The sequence below is a fragment of the Pseudoalteromonas sp. 3D05 genome (assembly GCF_002723455.1).
Classification (GTDB): Bacteria; Pseudomonadota; Gammaproteobacteria; order Enterobacterales; family Alteromonadaceae; genus Pseudoalteromonas.
On record NZ_PDUS01000012.1, the window covers coordinates 17,568 to 34,763 of the forward strand.

Annotated in this window: 17 protein-coding genes; 14 read left to right on the top strand and 3 right to left on the bottom strand. The window is 42.5% G+C overall.

Annotated elements, in window-relative coordinates:
• Positions 1 to 170: 170 nt before the first annotated feature.
• From CSC79_RS12795 to CSC79_RS12805, 3 genes are read right to left on the bottom strand one after another with little or no spacing between them, the layout of a single operon-like run.
• A complete protein-coding gene (locus CSC79_RS12795) occupies positions 171 to 428 on the bottom strand; it encodes a hypothetical protein (RefSeq protein WP_099296155.1) in 258 nt (85 codons plus the stop codon).
• A complete protein-coding gene (locus CSC79_RS12800) occupies positions 425 to 874 on the bottom strand; it encodes a hypothetical protein (RefSeq protein ID WP_099296156.1) in 450 nt (149 codons plus the stop codon). The genes CSC79_RS12795 and CSC79_RS12800 overlap by 4 nt, the downstream gene beginning before the upstream one ends.
• Positions 875 to 882: 8 nt before the next feature.
• On the bottom strand, positions 883 to 1,224 hold the full coding sequence (locus tag CSC79_RS12805) for a DUF883 domain-containing protein (protein WP_099296157.1): 342 nt from the start codon (positions 1,222 to 1,224) through the stop codon (positions 883 to 885).
• A gap of 496 nt (positions 1,225 to 1,720) precedes the next feature.
• Here CSC79_RS12805 and mraZ point away from each other — a divergent pair, with 496 nt between their 5' ends.
• From mraZ to ftsA, 14 genes are read left to right on the top strand one after another with little or no spacing between them, the layout of a single operon-like run.
• The gene (gene mraZ, locus CSC79_RS12810) at positions 1,721 to 2,179 is read left to right on the top strand and encodes a division/cell wall cluster transcriptional repressor MraZ (protein WP_099296158.1); all 459 of its coding nucleotides are present in this window, start codon (positions 1,721 to 1,723) and stop codon (positions 2,177 to 2,179) included.
• Positions 2,180 to 2,209: 30 nt separating this feature from the next.
• Positions 2,210 to 3,148: a 16S rRNA (cytosine(1402)-N(4))-methyltransferase RsmH gene (gene rsmH, locus CSC79_RS12815; protein ID WP_099296159.1), complete on the top strand. Its 939-nt coding sequence runs from the start codon at positions 2,210 to 2,212 to the stop codon at positions 3,146 to 3,148.
• A complete protein-coding gene (gene ftsL / locus CSC79_RS12820) occupies positions 3,145 to 3,471 on the top strand; it encodes a cell division protein FtsL (RefSeq protein ID WP_099296160.1) in 327 nt (108 codons plus the stop codon). Before rsmH ends, ftsL begins: the two co-directional genes overlap by 4 nt.
• A complete protein-coding gene (locus CSC79_RS12825; protein WP_099296161.1) occupies positions 3,468 to 5,285 on the top strand; it encodes a penicillin-binding transpeptidase domain-containing protein in 1,818 nt (605 codons plus the stop codon). Before ftsL ends, CSC79_RS12825 begins: the two co-directional genes overlap by 4 nt.
• Entirely contained in the window at positions 5,278 to 6,756 is a 1,479-nt protein-coding gene (gene murE / locus CSC79_RS12830; protein WP_180270437.1) for a UDP-N-acetylmuramoyl-L-alanyl-D-glutamate--2,6-diaminopimelate ligase, read from the top strand. The genes CSC79_RS12825 and murE overlap by 8 nt, the downstream gene beginning before the upstream one ends.
• The gene (gene murF, locus CSC79_RS12835) at positions 6,753 to 8,141 is read left to right on the top strand and encodes a UDP-N-acetylmuramoyl-tripeptide--D-alanyl-D-alanine ligase (RefSeq protein WP_099296163.1); all 1,389 of its coding nucleotides are present in this window, start codon (positions 6,753 to 6,755) and stop codon (positions 8,139 to 8,141) included. The genes murE and murF overlap by 4 nt, the downstream gene beginning before the upstream one ends.
• Complete coding sequence (mraY, locus tag CSC79_RS12840; protein WP_099296164.1) at positions 8,135 to 9,217, top strand: phospho-N-acetylmuramoyl-pentapeptide-transferase; 1,083 nt, start codon at positions 8,135 to 8,137, stop codon at positions 9,215 to 9,217. Before murF ends, mraY begins: the two co-directional genes overlap by 7 nt.
• The gene (gene murD / locus CSC79_RS12845) at positions 9,218 to 10,543 is read left to right on the top strand and encodes a UDP-N-acetylmuramoyl-L-alanine--D-glutamate ligase (RefSeq protein ID WP_099296165.1); all 1,326 of its coding nucleotides are present in this window, start codon (positions 9,218 to 9,220) and stop codon (positions 10,541 to 10,543) included.
• Positions 10,540 to 11,715, top strand: coding sequence for a cell division protein FtsW (gene ftsW / locus CSC79_RS12850; protein ID WP_099296166.1), 1,176 nt, complete (start codon positions 10,540 to 10,542; stop codon positions 11,713 to 11,715). The genes murD and ftsW overlap by 4 nt, the downstream gene beginning before the upstream one ends.
• Entirely contained in the window at positions 11,712 to 12,794 is a 1,083-nt protein-coding gene (murG, locus tag CSC79_RS12855; protein WP_099296167.1) for an undecaprenyldiphospho-muramoylpentapeptide beta-N-acetylglucosaminyltransferase, read from the top strand. The genes ftsW and murG overlap by 4 nt, the downstream gene beginning before the upstream one ends.
• Positions 12,795 to 12,844: 50 nt before the next feature.
• Complete coding sequence (gene murC, locus CSC79_RS12860; RefSeq protein ID WP_237114019.1) at positions 12,845 to 14,254, top strand: UDP-N-acetylmuramate--L-alanine ligase; 1,410 nt, start codon at positions 12,845 to 12,847, stop codon at positions 14,252 to 14,254.
• Positions 14,251 to 15,171: a D-alanine--D-alanine ligase gene (locus tag CSC79_RS12865; protein WP_099296169.1), complete on the top strand. Its 921-nt coding sequence runs from the start codon at positions 14,251 to 14,253 to the stop codon at positions 15,169 to 15,171. Before murC ends, CSC79_RS12865 begins: the two co-directional genes overlap by 4 nt.
• Position 15,172: 1 nt before the next feature.
• On the top strand, positions 15,173 to 15,952 hold the full coding sequence (locus CSC79_RS12870; RefSeq protein WP_099296170.1) for a cell division protein FtsQ/DivIB: 780 nt from the start codon (positions 15,173 to 15,175) through the stop codon (positions 15,950 to 15,952).
• Positions 15,949 to 17,181 carry a cell division protein FtsA gene (gene ftsA, locus CSC79_RS12875; RefSeq protein WP_099296171.1) on the top strand — a complete coding sequence of 411 codons (1,233 nt, stop codon included), beginning with the start codon at positions 15,949 to 15,951 and terminating at the stop codon, positions 17,179 to 17,181. The genes CSC79_RS12870 and ftsA overlap by 4 nt, the downstream gene beginning before the upstream one ends.
• The last annotated feature ends 15 nt before the right edge of the window (positions 17,182 to 17,196 follow it).

The following is a 17,196-nucleotide window of genomic DNA, read 5'->3' on the forward strand; positions in this document are numbered from 1 at the left end:
TAGCTGAATACTGGATAATAAACCTATCTCTAGCAATATTTATAATGCTTTTCGTTGCAATGAATTATTAAATTCAATTCGCTAAAGCTAAAATCTCCAACTGAAAGTGATTAACAATGTTTGTCCTCTAATACCATTTTAGTTGGTGCATACTTTAGCTATGGCTCAGGTTAAATAAACCGTAAAAGCCAAGTAAACTTACTGAGCTTACTCAGTTTACTTTGGTTTGAGTCATTGTTTTTCAATGCTTGGTAACCTGCCCCAGCTGTAAATGCACTGGCAATACCAACGTTGGTAACTGCGAAGCGTTTAAGCCGGTAGTTTAAGGCTTGGTGATGCTGACGCTTGAGCTCGTCGCGAAAATCCATTTTTTCAGTGAGTTCTTCCACCCTTTGCTGTGGCTTATTAACGAAGTAATCAATGATCATGAGTCATCCTTATTAATATTTAATAGCTGACGAAGACTGCGAAGCGATTTATCGAACCCGATTTTACCGCTGATATACCCTATATTTTTCCAAAGCCAAGTAAGACAAAGAAGCTGTAATGCAATCAAAGAACCCGCTGTTAACCACAAAGATTCGCTGAAGGCGAAAATAGCGATGCCTATTGTTGCAAGTAACCCAGCCCAAAGCAGCACTAACCCGCCGGCAAAACATACCAACAAAATAATGGTAAGCGCTAGTGAGCGTGTTGAAAGGTGCCATTCGGCAGCTGCAATGTTTTTACAGGTCTTAGCTTGTGAGTGATAATCACTGTAAAGTTGCTTGGAATAATCTGAAATCTTCTCGAGGTGAACTTGCCACTGGTCAGCCGTATTAGGTTGATCAGTGGCATGTTGCTGTTTCTCACTTGCGTGTTGAGAATGAGACATGATTGAGCTTACTTACGGTTAAATAATGCAGTGACTAACATGCCGGCAGCAAATGCGATTCCTGCTGTTGCAAGCGGATTCTCAGAGGCTAGTTGGCGTGTTTTACCACTGTACTGTGTGATTTTTTCGCGGGCAATTTGCTGCTTCTCTGACAGTGTTTCAGCAGAGCTAGTAGCACCTTCACGAATACTTTGTTCTGCGGTTGCGGCTCTTGTTGATAATGCGTCAACTGCGCTGTGTGCAGCAGAGGTTGCTTTTTCTGTAAGCGGAGCTTCGCTTGTTGGTAAAGTAGGATCTACTTTACTGTTAGTTGAAACTGACGCTTTTGAGTTTGTAGCTGCTGTAGCCATAATATTCCTTCCTTAAATAATTAAAAACAAGTGTGTCTAATTACCAGCAGTTTCCATACCAATAAACTAAGTTGTTTATATTCAGTTGCTTATGATTTTTTGTTGTAAGATTGCTAATATTTTAAAACTTTTAACAGTAATAATTACAGGTCGATTAAGTAATCTTTACAACAGATAAAATCGGTACGTTAATGAGGTTGATTATTTGTAATTATTCATCGTTTATTCAGTAACCAGCCTTGGGGCCTTAGTTAGCTTGATCTACAGAAAAAAATATTTTTTTATTGTATTCCACTTTTTCCCACATAATTCAGTAGCTTTGCGCTAGGCCTTATTTTTTCTGGCTTGCACAGTCAACTATAGAGTTTTGCTGACTTGACAAAATGGCTTGTCAAGCCCTAAACTGGAGCACTGTGGTAAAAAGTGGTTTTTAGTGGATCAAATTGGATCAAAACTAATTTTAGCCAGTTAATAACAAAATTTTCTGTAGGCTTTTATGTTTCGCGGTGCGAGTTCGCTCAGTATGGATGACAAAGGACGCTTTGCGGTACCAACCAAGTATCGAAACGATCTGCTGTCTGAAGATATGGGCACTGTGATTTGTACCATCGCGTTGAATGAGCCTTGCTTATGGTTGTACCCACTTGCTAAGTGGCAAGATATAGAAGAGCGGCTTGCGAAAATTTCTAATATGAATCCACGAGCTAGGCGCATGCAACGCATGTTATTAGGAAATGCAACAGAATACCAACTCGACAAAAATGGCCGAATTTTGCTGGCACCGTCATTACGTGCCCATGCTGATTTAGGCAAAAAGATAATGTTAGTTGGGTTGATAAACAAATTTGAGATCTGGGATGAAGAGCGCTGGAATGAACAGATGCGTAAAGACACCGAAATTGAAATGCTCGGTGATTTTGAATCAAGCCCAGATCTAGACAACTTCTCACTTTGAGTAGCTAATAAAAAAGGCAATTTATAACTAATGACAGCGCAATTTGAACACATTTCCGTGCTTATGGACGAAACCATCGATGCTCTCGCGATTCAGCCAGACGGCATTTACATGGATGGTACATTTGGCCGTGGCGGACATTCAGGGCAAATACTTGCGCGATTAAGTGATGCAGGTCGCCTACAGGCTATTGACCAAGATCCCCAAGCTATAAAAGCAGCTGAAAAATTTGCTGACGATAGCCGTTTTGCAATTGCCCATACCCGTTTTTCAAATATATACGACGTTGCACAGCAAAACGATCTATTGGGTAAGGTTGATGGCATTTTATTAGACATTGGCGTGTCTTCACCACAGCTCGATGATGCGGATCGTGGTTTTAGTTTTATGAAAGATGGTCCATTGGATATGCGAATGGATCCAACCAGCGGTCGTAGCGCTGCGCAATGGCTTGCTGAGGCTGAGCTTGAAGATATTACTCACGTTATAAAAACCTATGGTGAAGAAAAATTTGGTCGTCGTATCGCGCACAAAGTGCTTGAGGTGCGTGAGCACACACCGATCACAACAACTAAGCAACTTGCTGATTTAGTTGATGAAGCTGTACCAGTGAAGGATAAATTTAAGCACCCTGCAACACGTACTTTCCAAGCAATCAGAATTTATATCAACAGTGAATTAGAAGAGATCCAAACAGCATTACAAGCATCTTTGGATGTTTTGAAGCCAGGTGGTCGATTGGTTGTTATTTCGTTTCATTCACTAGAAGACCGTATTGTTAAACAGTTTATTAAAAAACAGAGTAAGGGAGCAGCATTACCCAGAGGTCTGCCTTTAACCAATGAACAAATAAATAAAAATCTGACGTTAAAAGCAGTGGGTAAAGCTATCAAACCAAGCAAAGATGAAATTGAGCATAATCCACGCTCGCGTAGTTCAGTGCTTAGGGTTGCACAGAGGTTGGGATGAAACCAAAAGCGAATCATCGCCAACCCAACTTATTTTTAGAGATTTTAAAAGGCCTAGGAGCAAATAAGCTAACCTCGGCCTTGTTGGTTGTGATATTCGCATCTAGTTTGAGTGTGGTGCAAATTACCCACCTCGCTCGCCAAGAGTTGATAGAGCAAGATGAATTGTTACAAGAGCGAGATGAACTTGATCTTGAGTGGCGCTATTTGCTTGTTGAGGAAGAGTTTTATTCGCAGCATGCGCGTATCGAAGAAATTGCGATTATGCAGCTTAAGATGAAACGCCCAACAAGCCAAGATGAACAGGTGATAACACTGCCATGAGAAGCAGAGCGAAAAAACCAGTAAATAGTTTGATCACATGGCGTTTTATGCTGGTGTGCTCTGTTGTGTTGCTTGTTTTTGTAACTTTGATGTCTCGTGCTGCTTATCTTCAGGTTATTGAGCCTGATAAAGCACGATCTGAAAGCAATAAACGCACGGTAAGAGTTGAAAAGCTGCATGTTCAGCGAGGAATGATTTTTGACCGTCATGGTAAAGAGTTAGCAGTCAGTGTACCTGTGGTTAGTGTGTATGCAGATCCAAAAGCCCTTCATAAATCTTTAGTTGCAAAAGTACTTAGGCAGGCACGCAAAAATGGCGAGGATCAAAAGGCGCTAAGCGAAAATAAAGCCCTTCTTAATCAACGTGTCGCGCTATATTATAAAAATGACTTACGCTGGCGAGAACTGGCCGATGTATTGCGCATTGAACCGAAAAAAATAAACAGCCGTTTACGCGATGATGCAACTCGACGTTTTGTATACCTTAAGCGCCAAGTAACGCCTGCTGTTGCAAATTATATTGGTGATTTACGTCTTCCAGGCATTCATTTACTTGATGAGTCTAAGCGCTATTACCCTGCTGGTGAAGTGACCGCCCATGTATTAGGCTTTACAAATATTGATGGTAAAGGCATTGAAGGTATTGAAAAGCTCTATGAGAATGCCCTCACGGGTGAGGAAGGTCGCCGTACAATTCGTAAAGATGGGCGAGGCCGAGAGGTTGAAGTACTGGACGAACGAGAGCGAGTAGAGCCTGAAAATATTCAATTAAGCATTGATCAACGTATTCAAGCAATAGCTTATAAAGCTGTTAAATCAGCTGTTTTGACTTATAAAGCCACATCAGGCTCAGCCATGGTGGTTGATGTGAAAACTGGCGAAGTGTTGGCAATGGTTAATAGCCCCTCTTTTAATCCTAATAATTTAAGCGATGCAGCACCTCATAAGCGTCGTAATCGCGCAATCACTGATTTGTTTGAACCAGGCTCAACCGTTAAGCCTCTGGCCATTTTAGCTGGATTAGACTACGGCACAATCCAACCGGAGGATACCGTTGATACCTACCCAGGCTGGATGCGCTTAGGTGGTAGCTTAGTTCAAGATACACGCAATCATGGTGATATGACGCTAAGGGATATTTTAAAGTATTCAAGCAATATGGGTGTCACGAAAGTGAGCCAAGACGTACCTAAAGATTACTTTGTAGGTTTATATCAAAAAGTAGGCTTTGGTATTGATTCAGGCACCGGAATGGTCGGTGAAAGTAGTGGCTTATTCTACCCGAATCGTCGTTGGTCTGATCATGAAATTGCCGCACTATCATTTGGTTACAATATTGCTGTAAGTACTGCTCAAATGGCTCGTTTTTATGCCATGTTAGGTGCGGGTGGCGTTAATAGACCGCTTACCGTATTAAAGCAAGACTCTATTCCTGAAGGGGAACGCGTATTTCAACAAAAAGATGTTGAAGCCGTTGTGCATATGATGGAAAGCGTGTTCGAAGACGGAGGCACTGCAAGCCGGATCAAAGTAGACGGTTATCGTGCAGCGGGAAAAACGGGTACTTCTAAAAAAGCGGCAGTAGGCGGTTACGGCGACGAATATGTTGGCTATTTTGCTGGCATTGCACCTGCGAGTAATCCACGTTTAGCTGTTGTGGTATTAATCAATGAGCCCGGTGGAGATGTTTATTATGGCGGTGCGACGGCTGGACCTGCATTTGCTGAAATAATTTCTAATTCCTTACGAATTTTAAACGTAGCGCCTGACAAAGGTTCTGTGGCCTACGTGAAAGGCAAAGATGATGGTGCGTGATTTACACACAATATTAAAACACATTGAAATTGACGCAACGAGCTTAATGGTTAATGAGCTGCGTTTAGACAGCCGCGACGTAAAACCGGGCGATGTGTTTATTGCAGTAAAGGGTCACCAACTTGATGGTGGCCAGTTTATTGAGCAAGCAATTAAAAAAGGCGCTGTAGCGGTCGTTGCAGATCGTTTATGTGAATTTGACTGTGATTTTGAGCAGTTATACTTAACATCAGATTTGGATAAAAAACTCCCTGTACTGGCAAGTCGTTTTTATAATTCGCCTAGTGAGATGCTTGATTTAATTGGTGTTACCGGCACAAACGGCAAGTCAACAACCACTGCGATGATTGCCCATTTAGCAAATCATTGTGCAAAGGCTGCTGCAATTATTGGTACATTAGGGTATGGAGAGCCAAACTCGTTAACACCCTTGATAAACACCACGCCTTCATGTGTAGATCTACAGCGTATTTTATCTGAACTTGTTACACAGAAAAAGCAGCTAGTGGCGATGGAAGTTTCATCACATGGTTTAGTGCAACATCGTGTATTGGGCAGCCGATTTAAAGCGACTGTATTTACTAACCTTTCGCGTGATCACCTCGATTACCATGGTGATATGGCCAGTTACGCACAAGCAAAATTAATGCTATTTCGCGACTTTGATTCTCAATTGGTTGTTTTAAATCAAGATGATAACCAAGTGCAACAATGGTTAGAGCAATATGATTTTACAAACTTAATCTGTTATGGCCGTAAAAACTTAGTGCCAACGGGTGCACAGTTTGTATATTTTACCGATGTGAGTTACCACAAGTCGGGTATTTCGGCACAGTTAACTACAAGTTGGGGTGATATCGCGATACAATGCCCACTGTTTGGCGAATTTAACTTGTACAATTTAGCAGCTGCCATTGCGACCTTGTTAGGTTTAGGTTACCCACTTGAAGCGTTGGCCGCAGGTTGTGCTAGCTTACAACCCGTTTCAGGGCGTATGCAGGCTTTCAGTGAGCAAGGCCAACCAACATGTATTGTTGATTATGCGCATACACCTGATGCACTCGCATTAGCACTGCAAGCACTGCAGCAGCATGTTCCTGGTGGTGTGAGTTGTGTGTTTGGTTGTGGTGGCGATCGTGATAAAGGTAAACGCCCGATAATGGCTCGCGCTGCTGAACAAAATGCAGATAAAGTGATTATCACCAGTGACAACCCTCGCAGTGAAGACCCTATGCAAGTAATCACAGAAGTTGCAGCGGGCTTGGAAAATCCGCATCACGCACATTTAGAAGCGGATCGCGGTGCTGCAATTGAGTTTGCTATTAATAACGCAAAAGAAAATGAAGTTGTTTTAATTGCCGGTAAAGGCCATGAAGATTATCAAATTATCGGTTCTCAGCGCATAGATTTCTGCGATCGTAAATTTGTACAACACACCTTAAAAAAACAAAAAAGAGGATCGCAGTTATGATCCCTATGGATTTTGATTGGCTTGCTAACGTGTTAGCAACGCAAAGCCCAAGTGATAATAAAACGATAAAGAACATTAATACCGACACCCGTACTTTGTGCGATGGTGAGGTGTTTTTAGCGCTACAAGGGCCTAACTTTGATGGTCACAAGTTTGTAGAGCAAGCAAAAAGTAAAGGCGCTATTGGCGCTATTGTTCACCGCAAAGTAGATGTAGATATTCCTCAGTTTTTAGTTGCTGATACCCGTTTAGCGCTAGGTCAAATTGGTGCTGCAGTGATGGCTAGTGTTGCACCTAAGACTATTGCAATTACAGGAAGCGTCGGTAAAACCACAGTTAAAGAAATGTGTGCGGCAATTCTTGGCGGCCACGGTGAGGTGCTAGCAACAAAAGGCAATTTCAATAATGATATTGGTGTGCCATTAACCCTATTAAGATTAGAGCCGCAACATCAATATGCAGTTATTGAGCTGGGCGCTAATCACATTGGTGAAATTGCTTATACCGCAGCAATGACTAAACCGGATGTGGCAGTAGTGTGCAATGTGGCGGCTGCTCATATTGAAGGGTTTGGGTCACTTGAAGGCGTTGCTACAGCAAAGGGCGAGATTTACGACGGCTTAAAATCTGGCGGAATTGCGATTGTTAATTGCGACAGTGAATTTAGTCAATCTTGGCTAGATAAACTCCCTAAAGAAAAAGTCAAACGCCTTTCAAGCACACAAAAACTTGATGTATGGGCAGAGGAAGTGCTGCTTGATGAACAGGCCCACGCATCATTTTATATTTGCACTGCTGCTGAGCGCGTAAAAGTAAAACTAGCATTACCTGGCCGACATAATGTAATGAACGCACTCATTGCAACAGCACTGACATCTGAGTTTGGTGTTAGCGTGAAAAGTGCAGCTGATGCACTTGCTAATATGGGTGAAGTTAAAGGGCGAGTAAATATGATTAAAGTAAGCAATATGCTAACTGTAATCGATGATACTTATAACGCGAACGTGCAGTCTGTAAAAGCCGCAATTGACTTACTGAGTGATATTGAAGGTCAACGAATTTTAGCTTTTGGTGACATGGGGGAGCTTGGTGAAGAGGCTCGCATGTATCATCAACAAGTGGGTGAATACGCAAAACAAAAAGGTATTGATGAGCTCTACACATTAGGTGTATTGAGTAAGTACGCCAGTGATGAATTTGAAAAGCCTAATCGTCACTTCTCCAGCCGAGAACAGTTGTTACAGCAGTTGCAGGCTCGTTTAACTGAGAAATCACAAAAAACCACTATCGTCGTGAAAGGATCGCGCAGCTCTCGAATGGAATTACTTGTACAAGATTTAGTTAACAGCCAGCAAAATGGCAGTAATGGAGCACCAACATGTTAGTTTGGTTGGCAGAGTATTTAACCCAATATTACAGTGCATTTAATGTCTTTTCTTACCTTACAGTGCGAGCTGTATTAGGTATTTTAACCGCCTTATTAATATCGTTGTATTTTGGTCCTAAACTGATACGTAGTTTACAAAAAATGCAAATTGGTCAGGTCGTACGTGATGATGGACCTGAATCTCACTTATCTAAAAAAGGCACGCCTACCATGGGCGGCTTGTTAATTTTAGCGTCTATTTTTACCAGTACATTACTATGGGCTGATTTAGCTAATAAGTATGTGTGGGCAACGCTGTTTGTTATTGGCTCACTGGGTATTGTTGGTTTTGTGGATGATTACCGAAAGGTTATTCGTAAAGACCCCAAAGGGTTAATTGCTAAATGGAAGTACTTTTGGCAATCAGTTATCGCGCTGGTTGTTGCTTGTGCGTTGTTTTTTACAGCAAATCACGCTAATGAAACCTCGCTTGTTGTGCCATTTTTTAAAGATGTATTACCGCAATTAGGCCTGTTCTATATTGTGATGACCTACTTTGTGGTTGTCGGCACTTCGAACGCGGTGAACTTAACTGATGGTTTAGATGGCCTCGCAATTGTGCCGACTATTTTAGTGGCAGCAGCTTTGGCAATTATTGCCTATCTAACAGGCAATGTTAATTTTTCTGCTTATTTGCATATTCCGCATTTACCTTTAGCAAGTGAATTAGTTGTTGTTTGTACAGCCATAGTGGGTGCAGGACTTGGGTTTTTATGGTTCAACACGTACCCAGCGCAAGTCTTTATGGGCGATGTAGGCTCACTAGCGCTAGGTGGCGCACTGGGAATTATTGCTGTACTTGTACGCCAAGAATTGGTGTTAGTGATTATGGGAGGGGTATTCGTTATGGAAGCCTTGTCCGTTATTTTGCAAGTGGGCTCGTATAAGTTAAGGGGCCAGCGAATCTTTAGAATGGCGCCAATTCATCATCATTATGAATTAAAAGGCTGGCCAGAACCTCGCGTTATTGTTCGCTTTTGGATTATATCGATTGTGCTTGTGTTAGCAGGCCTTGTGACATTAAAGATCAGGTAGATGACGTATTTAAACGAGATACAAACAAAACGTATAACAGTGCTCGGGCTCGGTGTAACCGGTCTGGGCATTGTGCGTTTTTTATTGTCTCATAATATTGCACCAACAGTGGTAGATAGCCGCGAATTACCCCCAGGTAAAGATTGGTTGCATAGCCATGCGCCTGAACTTAATACTCATTTTGGTGACTTAAGTTGTGCTAATTTATCGACAGCCGATATTATAATTATTAGCCCTGGCCTTAGCTTAACAATACCTGCAGTGGCAGACGCTATTGCAGCGGGTGTTGAAGTGATTGGTGATATAGAGCTGTTTGCGCGTTTAAATGACAAGCCAGTAGTTGCGGTGACCGGTTCTAATGGTAAATCAACGGTTGTTACTCTTGCCTATGATGTTCTAAAAGCGGCAGGGTTTAATGTTGGCTTAGGCGGTAATATTGGCACTGCTGTACTTGATTTGTTAGCGGGTGATTTTGATGTGTATGTGCTAGAGCTTTCAAGCTTTCAGCTCGATACTTCGACCAGCTTAGAACCGATCAGCGCTACAGTGCTAAATGTATCAGAAGACCACCTTGACCGCTATGCTAGCTATCAAGCATATATAAGCTCCAAACAAACAATTTATACTAATACAGCATTGGCTGTAGTTAACAAAAATGATTCAGCTACTCACACCGATGTTAACCCGCAAGTGAGCTTTGCTCTATCTGACGCGGATTATTGTGTATCAACAATAAACGGTGAGCCTTACTTTACTGCTCACGGTAAAGCTATTTTACCGGTTAGTGACCTGAGCGTTGTGGGTAATCACAATCACCTTAATGCGCTATCAGTAATGGCATTATTACAGCCTTTCGATATATCTGCTGAGCAATTTGCTAAAGCGTTTACTGTATTCAAAGGGCTAGCTCATCGTTGTCAGTTTGTTGCTGAGTACAGTGGGGTCAAATATTTTAATGACTCAAAAGCAACAAATGTAGGTGCCACCATTGCGGCTATTGATAGTTTGTCAGAGCAGGCGAGGCAGTTGATTGTGATTGCTGGTGGCGATGCCAAAGGCGCTGATTTAGATGCACTTAAACCCTACTTACAAGATAAAGTAAAAGCACTGATCTGTTTTGGTAAAGATGCTAAGGCACTTTCAGCGCTGACTAACAAGTCGCATTTGACAGAAAATATGGCCCAAGCTGTAAAGCTTGCTAAGGCTCAGGCTGAAGCTGGCGATTATGTGTTGCTAGCACCAGCGTGTGCGAGCATCGATATGTATAATAACTACATGCAACGAGGCGAGCATTTTTGTGAGTGTGTAAAGGCGGGTGAACAATGATTGCACTGGCTGATATTCGCGAGGCTTTAACGCCAAAACAATCAGCACAATTGTACGATGTGCCTCTATTGTACTGCGTGATCATGCTTATTGGAGTTGGGTTTGTCATGGTGACGAGCGCATCTATGGCAACGGCTGATCGATTGTTCGACAATCCCTATCATATATCTATTCGTCACAGCATGTTTTTAGCCATGAGCTTTGTGCTTTTTTGGATTGCATGTAGTGTGCCTATGGATTGGTGGAAACGCTCTAACCCTTATTTGTTAATATTGGGCATGGTTTTATTGGTCATTGTGTTAATAGTCGGTCGTGAAGTAAACGGGGCTAAAAGATGGATACCGGTAGGCCCAATTGGCTTTCAAGTTGCTGAGGCTGCAAAGCTCTACTTTTTTAGTTACATCGCGGGTTACCTTGTTCGTAAACGTGCAGAGGTGCAAGAAAATATAAAGGGCTTTGCAAAGCCTATTGCAGTATTTGCCGTTTATGCTTTATTGATTTTGTTACAGCCTGACTTAGGGACGGTTGTGGTTATGTTTGTTACCACTGTGGGTTTGTTGTTTTTAGCTGGCGCTAAATTATGGCAGTTCTTTGCGTTAATCTTAACGGGAATTGGCTTAGTGGTTTTACTGATAATAGTAGAACCTTACCGTATGGCTCGTGTAGTTGGCTTTTTAGAGCCATGGGATGATCCATTTGGCAAAGGTTATCAGCTAGTGCAATCGCTAATGGCCTATGGTCAAGGTGGTTGGTTCGGCCAAGGGCTTGGCAATAGCGTACAAAAATTACAATATTTACCCGAAGCGCATAATGATTTTATTTTTGCTGTGATAGGCGAAGAGCTTGGTTTTGTTGGCGTGTTAAGTATTTTAACCGTGTTTTGTGTTTTAGTTTTTCGTGCCCTTTTAATTGGGCAACAGGCACTTAAATGTGGCAAAGAATATGAAGGTTATTTTTCATTGGCCATTGGAATTTGGTTTGCTTTTCAAACCATGGTGAATGTGGGAGCCAGTGCCGGTATTTTACCGACTAAAGGGCTAACGTTACCTTTTGTATCTTATGGTGGTTCTAGCTTATTGATAATGACCATTGCCGCAGGGATTTTATTCCGTGTTGATTTTGAAACAAAAATGGCAACTAAACAAGCAACATCCCGAGGAGGTAAGCGATGAGTAAAAAGCTAATCGTTGTTGCCGGCGGTACGGGCGGACATATTTTTCCTGGTATTGCTGTTGCCCAGCACCTGAAACAGCAGGGGTGGCAGGTAAGTTGGATTGGTACAGCTGATAGAATGGAAGCGCAGGTCGTGCCTAAACATGATATTGCGATTGATTTTATTAATGTTAAAGGCGTACGTGGCAACGGCTTAAAACGTTTAATTAAAGCGCCTTTTATGGTTATCAATGCCATTATGCAAGCACGCAAAGTATTAAAAAAGCAGCGTCCAGATGTGGTTTTAGCCATGGGAGGTTATGTGACTGGCCCAACGGGTATTGCAGCACGAAGCTTAGGAATTCCATTAGTGATCCATGAGCAAAATGCAGTAGCCGGAATGAGTAATAAGTGGCTGGCAAAGTGTGCAAATAAAGTGCTCGCTGCATTTCCTAGTGCATTTGAAAATGGCAAAAGTGAAGTTGTTGGCAATCCTGTTCGTCAAAGTGTGGCAAAGGTCGCAGCACGACATGCATCAAGTCCAATTAACGTATTAGTTGTGGGTGGTTCATTGGGTGCTCAGGTGCTTAATAGCACACTGCCTTCGACTTTTAAGGAATTATCTCAAATAACTGAGGTAAACGTGTGGCACCAAACAGGTAAAGGTCATCTCGATGGAGTTACTCAAGCCTATAAAGCCCACGCATTTAGCTCAGACCTAGTAAAGGCCGCTGAGTTTATTGATGATATGGATGCCGCGTATAGCTGGGCTGATATTGTTATTTGCCGTGCAGGCGCGCTCACAGTAAGTGAGATAGCCGCAGCAGGAAAAATGGCATTGTTTGTGCCATTCCCACATGCAGTTGACGATCATCAAACCGCAAATGCGCAATTTTTAGTTGCTGCTGAGGCTGCATTATTAATGCCGCAAGGTGAATTTAACCAAGCTAATATTGTCGATACCTTGAGACCTTATTTAGAACAGCCAAAATTAATAGATCAGATGGCGCAGCGCGCAAAAGCGTTAGCCACCATTGATGCCACAGCGCATGTTGCACAGCACTGTGAGCAAGTAATAGATAAAAAGAGAATTGTGTGAACGAATTAAATAAACAAAGTGTGGGTGTAAATAACTCATCACGACCAGCAATGCGACGAATCGACACTATCCACTTTATTGGTATTGGTGGCGCAGGGATGGGCGGTATTGCAGAAGTATTGGCTTTTGAAGGCTACCGTATCACAGGCTCAGATATAGCTCATAGCGCTATGACAGAGCGTTTAATTAAAGCGGGTGCTGAAGTGTTTATTGGCCACCATGCAAATAATGTGAAAGATGCAAACGTGGTTGTTGTTTCAAGCGCTATTGATGAAACAAATCCTGAAATTATAGCTGCAAAAGCGGCGCGTATCCCAGTTGTACGTCGTGCTGAAATGCTGGCTGAGCTGATGCGTTTTCGTCACGGTATTGCGATTGCAGGCACACACGGTAAAACCACAACAACGAGCTTAATAGCCAGTATTTATGCTCAAGCAGGGCTCGATCCGACATTTATTATTGGCGGTTTACTTAATAGTGCTGGCAGTAACGCAAAAGTAGGTAAAAGTGACTTTTTAATTGCAGAAGCTGATGAAAGCGATGCATCATTTTTGCATTTACAACCCATGGTTTCAGTGATCACAAACATTGAAGAAGATCACATGGATACCTACGGTGGTAGTTTGGAAAAAATGAAAGACACGTATGTTGAGTTTATCCATAATCTGCCATTTTATGGCTTAGCTGTGGTGTGTATTGATTCAAACGTTGCGGCAGAGCTAATTCCACGATTTGCTCGACCCGTGATCACCTATGGCGAATCAGCAGAGGCTGATTACCGCATGCTTAACTTTAGCCAACAAGGCAATACCTGTTCTTTTACAGTACGTACCAAACAAGGTAATGACTTAACGATTCAGCTGAATATGCCAGGTAAACATAATGCTTTAAATGCGACAGCTGCTATTGCTGTTGCAAAAGATCAAAATATTTCGGATCAAGCAATTTTACAAGCCTTAGATAAGTTTGAAGGAATAGGCCGTCGTTTCCAACACTACGGTACGTTTGAAAATGAGTGCGGTAATGTCATGCTCGTTGACGATTATGGTCATCACCCATCTGAGGTTGCAGCGACTATTGCAGCAGTACGTGAAGGGTGGCCAGATAAGCGTTTAGTGATGATTTACCAGCCACATAGATTTAGTCGTACTCGTGATTTGTATGAGGACTTTGTTAAAGTACTTGCTGATGTTGACCAGCTATTACTACTCGATGTTTACAGTGCTGGTGAAGAGCCTATTATCGGTGCTGATAGCAAGAGTTTATGTCGAAGCTTACGTCAGCGTGGCAAAGAGCCATTACACATAGCCAGTAATTCAGAGCTTGCAGGCGTATTAGCGAATATATTACAAGACAATGACTTAGTTTTAACGCAAGGGGCTGGTAATATAGGTCAATTAGTTAAACAGTTAGCGGCAACAGAGTTGTCGGTTGAACAGCTAAAGCAGGTAGAAGTATGACACAACTCAATACACAATTTGGCAAGGTTGCAGTGCTATTGGGTGGCGACTCAGCAGAGCGTGAAGTGTCGATCAGATCGGGTCAAGCCGTATTAAGTGCTTTACAAGGTGCAGGTGTTGATGCGATTGCTTTTGATCCAAAAGAACAGCCATTGTGGCAATTAAAAGAGCTTGGCGTTGATCGGGTCTTTATTGCTTTGCATGGCCGTGGTGGAGAAGATGGCACTATTCAAGGCGCGCTTGAGTTTATGGGCTTGCCTTATACCGGAAGCAATGTTTTGGGCTCGGCATTAGCGATGGATAAAATTCGCTGTAAACACTTGTTTAAATCAGCAGGGCTCAGTACTGCGCCATATGCAGTTGTTGATAGCAAACGAGGTTTTGATACTGCAGCAATAATGAGCGACCTTAAAAAGGTGATGGTGAAGCCATCTCATGAGGGCTCGAGTATCGGTATGGCGCAAGCTAATACAGCTGAAGAATTGGAATTAGCCCTAACAGAAGCGTTCAAGTTTGATAACCAAGTGTTAGTGGAACAATGGATAACAGGTCGTGAATTTACAGTAACAGTGCTTGGTAATGACGTTCAACCTGTGATTGAAATGACGACACCGAATGGTTTCTATGATTACCAAGCTAAGTATCAATCAACAACGACTCAATACCATTGCCCTGCAGATTTATCAGTAGCGCAAACCAAATTATTGCAAGACATAGCGCTGCAAGCGTTTGACTTGGTGGGCGCAAGTGGCTGGGGTAGGGTTGATGCTATGCAGGATGAGCAAGGGAATTTTTACCTGCTAGAGGTTAATACTGTGCCTGGCATGACAGAAAAATCATTAGTGCCGATGGCAGCAAAAGCAAACGGGGCAACTTTTGAGCAATTAGTTGTTCGCATTTTGGAGCAAACACTTTAAAATGCATCCCCTTTTAGAAAAAGCAAAGCAGTTAAAACAGCAACTTAATTGGTCGCTGGTTTTTGGTATTAGTTTTTTTCTTGTTGTGGTGATTAGCTTAGTGCAGATCACCAGTGGGGTTCAGCAGTGGCTGGTGGACAATAAAGATGCGCAAATAAAGCATTTAGCGGTCATGGGTAAGCCTAAGTATACGGATGAAAAAGCCATTATAATGGCAATAAAAAAGGCCGATTTATCCAGCTTTTTTGACTTGAACGTGACCCATGTTCAGCATCTAGTACAAGCGTTACCTTGGGTTGCCACTGCTTCTGTTAGAAAGCAGTGGCCTGATACATTACAGGTGTATGTTGTTGAACATCAAGCGGTTGCTGTATGGAATAGTGATTTACTGCTTAATAAGCAAGGTGAAGTGTTCCAAGCAAACAGTGAGCAACTTGATGAAGAGTTACCGCAGTTATATGGCCCAGAAGGCAGTGAGCACGAAGCGTGGACAGCCTATCAACAATTTGATGATATGCTGAGCTTAAACCAATTAAAGTTAACTAGTTTAGCCTTGTCTGAACGGTTCTCATGGCAGCTTTGGCTTGATAATGGTATTCGCCTTAATTTAGGCCGAAAAGAAAAAGCAAAACGGGTACAGCGATTTATAGATGTCTACCCACGTATGGAAAAGCGTGCAGATGCACAAGTAGATGTAGTGGATTTACGGTATGATACCGGCCTTGCAGTGAGCTGGAAGCTCCTGGAAGAAGCACAATTACAAAATAAGAGTAAGGCATGACTAAGTCAGCAGAAAGAAACCTAGTGATTGGATTAGACGTTGGCACCTCAAAAGTGGTGGCCACGGTTGGTGAAATCACCGCAGATAATAAGCTCAGTATTGTTGGAATTGGTAGCCAAGTATCCCACGGTATGGATAAAGGCGGCGTGAATGACCTTAACTTAGTGTCTGAATCGATTCGTCGTGCAATTGATGAAGCCGAGTTAATGGCAGATTGCCGTATTAGCTCTGTATATTTGGGTATTTCAGGGAAACATATCCAATGCCAAAATGAAAATGGCGTTGTTGCTATCAATAATACCGAAGTCACAGAAGAAGACGTTGAAAACGTAATTCATATTGCCCGCTCAGTGCCTATTTCAGCGGAACGTAAGATGCTGCATGCGCTACCGCAAGAGTACAGCATTGATATGCAAGAGGGCATTAAAAACCCGCTGGGCATGAGTGGTGTGCGAATGGAAGCCAGAGCTCACATTATTACGTGCTCAAATGACATGGCTAAAAATATTGAGAAATGTGTTGAACGCTGTGGCTTAGAGGTAGATCAGTTAATATTTACAGCGCTGGCATCATGTTACTCAGTTCTCACAGATGACGAAAAAGAGCTGGGTGTAGCGGTACTTGATATTGGTGGTGGTACAATGGATATCACTATTTATATTAATGGTGCTTTACGCCATTCTGCCGTGATTCCGGTAGCGGGCAATCAAGTTACTGGAGATATTGCGAAAATATTCCGCACGCCGATATCACATGCTGAGTCTCTCAAGGTACAATATGCGTGTGCAAGCAGTCAAATGGCCAGTAGTGAAGATACAATTGAAGTACCAAGTGTGGGTGGACGTCCAGCGAGACTTATGTCGCGCCATACGTTATCTGAAGTTGTAGAGCCACGTTTTAGAGAATTATTTGAACTGGCGATGGAAGAAATCCGTCGTTCAGGATTAGAAGACCAAATTGCAGCTGGACTTGTTATTACAGGTGGTAGTGCAAAAATGGCAGGGGCCATGGAAGTAGCTGAAGATATCTTCCAAATGCCAGTAAGAGTAGGTAAACCAATCGGGATGGTTGGTTTAACAGATTATGTTGATGATCCTTCATATGCAACGGCGGTGGGCTTATTGCAATACGGCCGTACAATGCAATCGATGAATGCACAAAAGTCGAAACCTGAAGGTGATAACAATTGGTGGAACCGTATTACAAAGTGGTTTCAAGGCGAGTTTTAGTACTCAAGTCGGAGA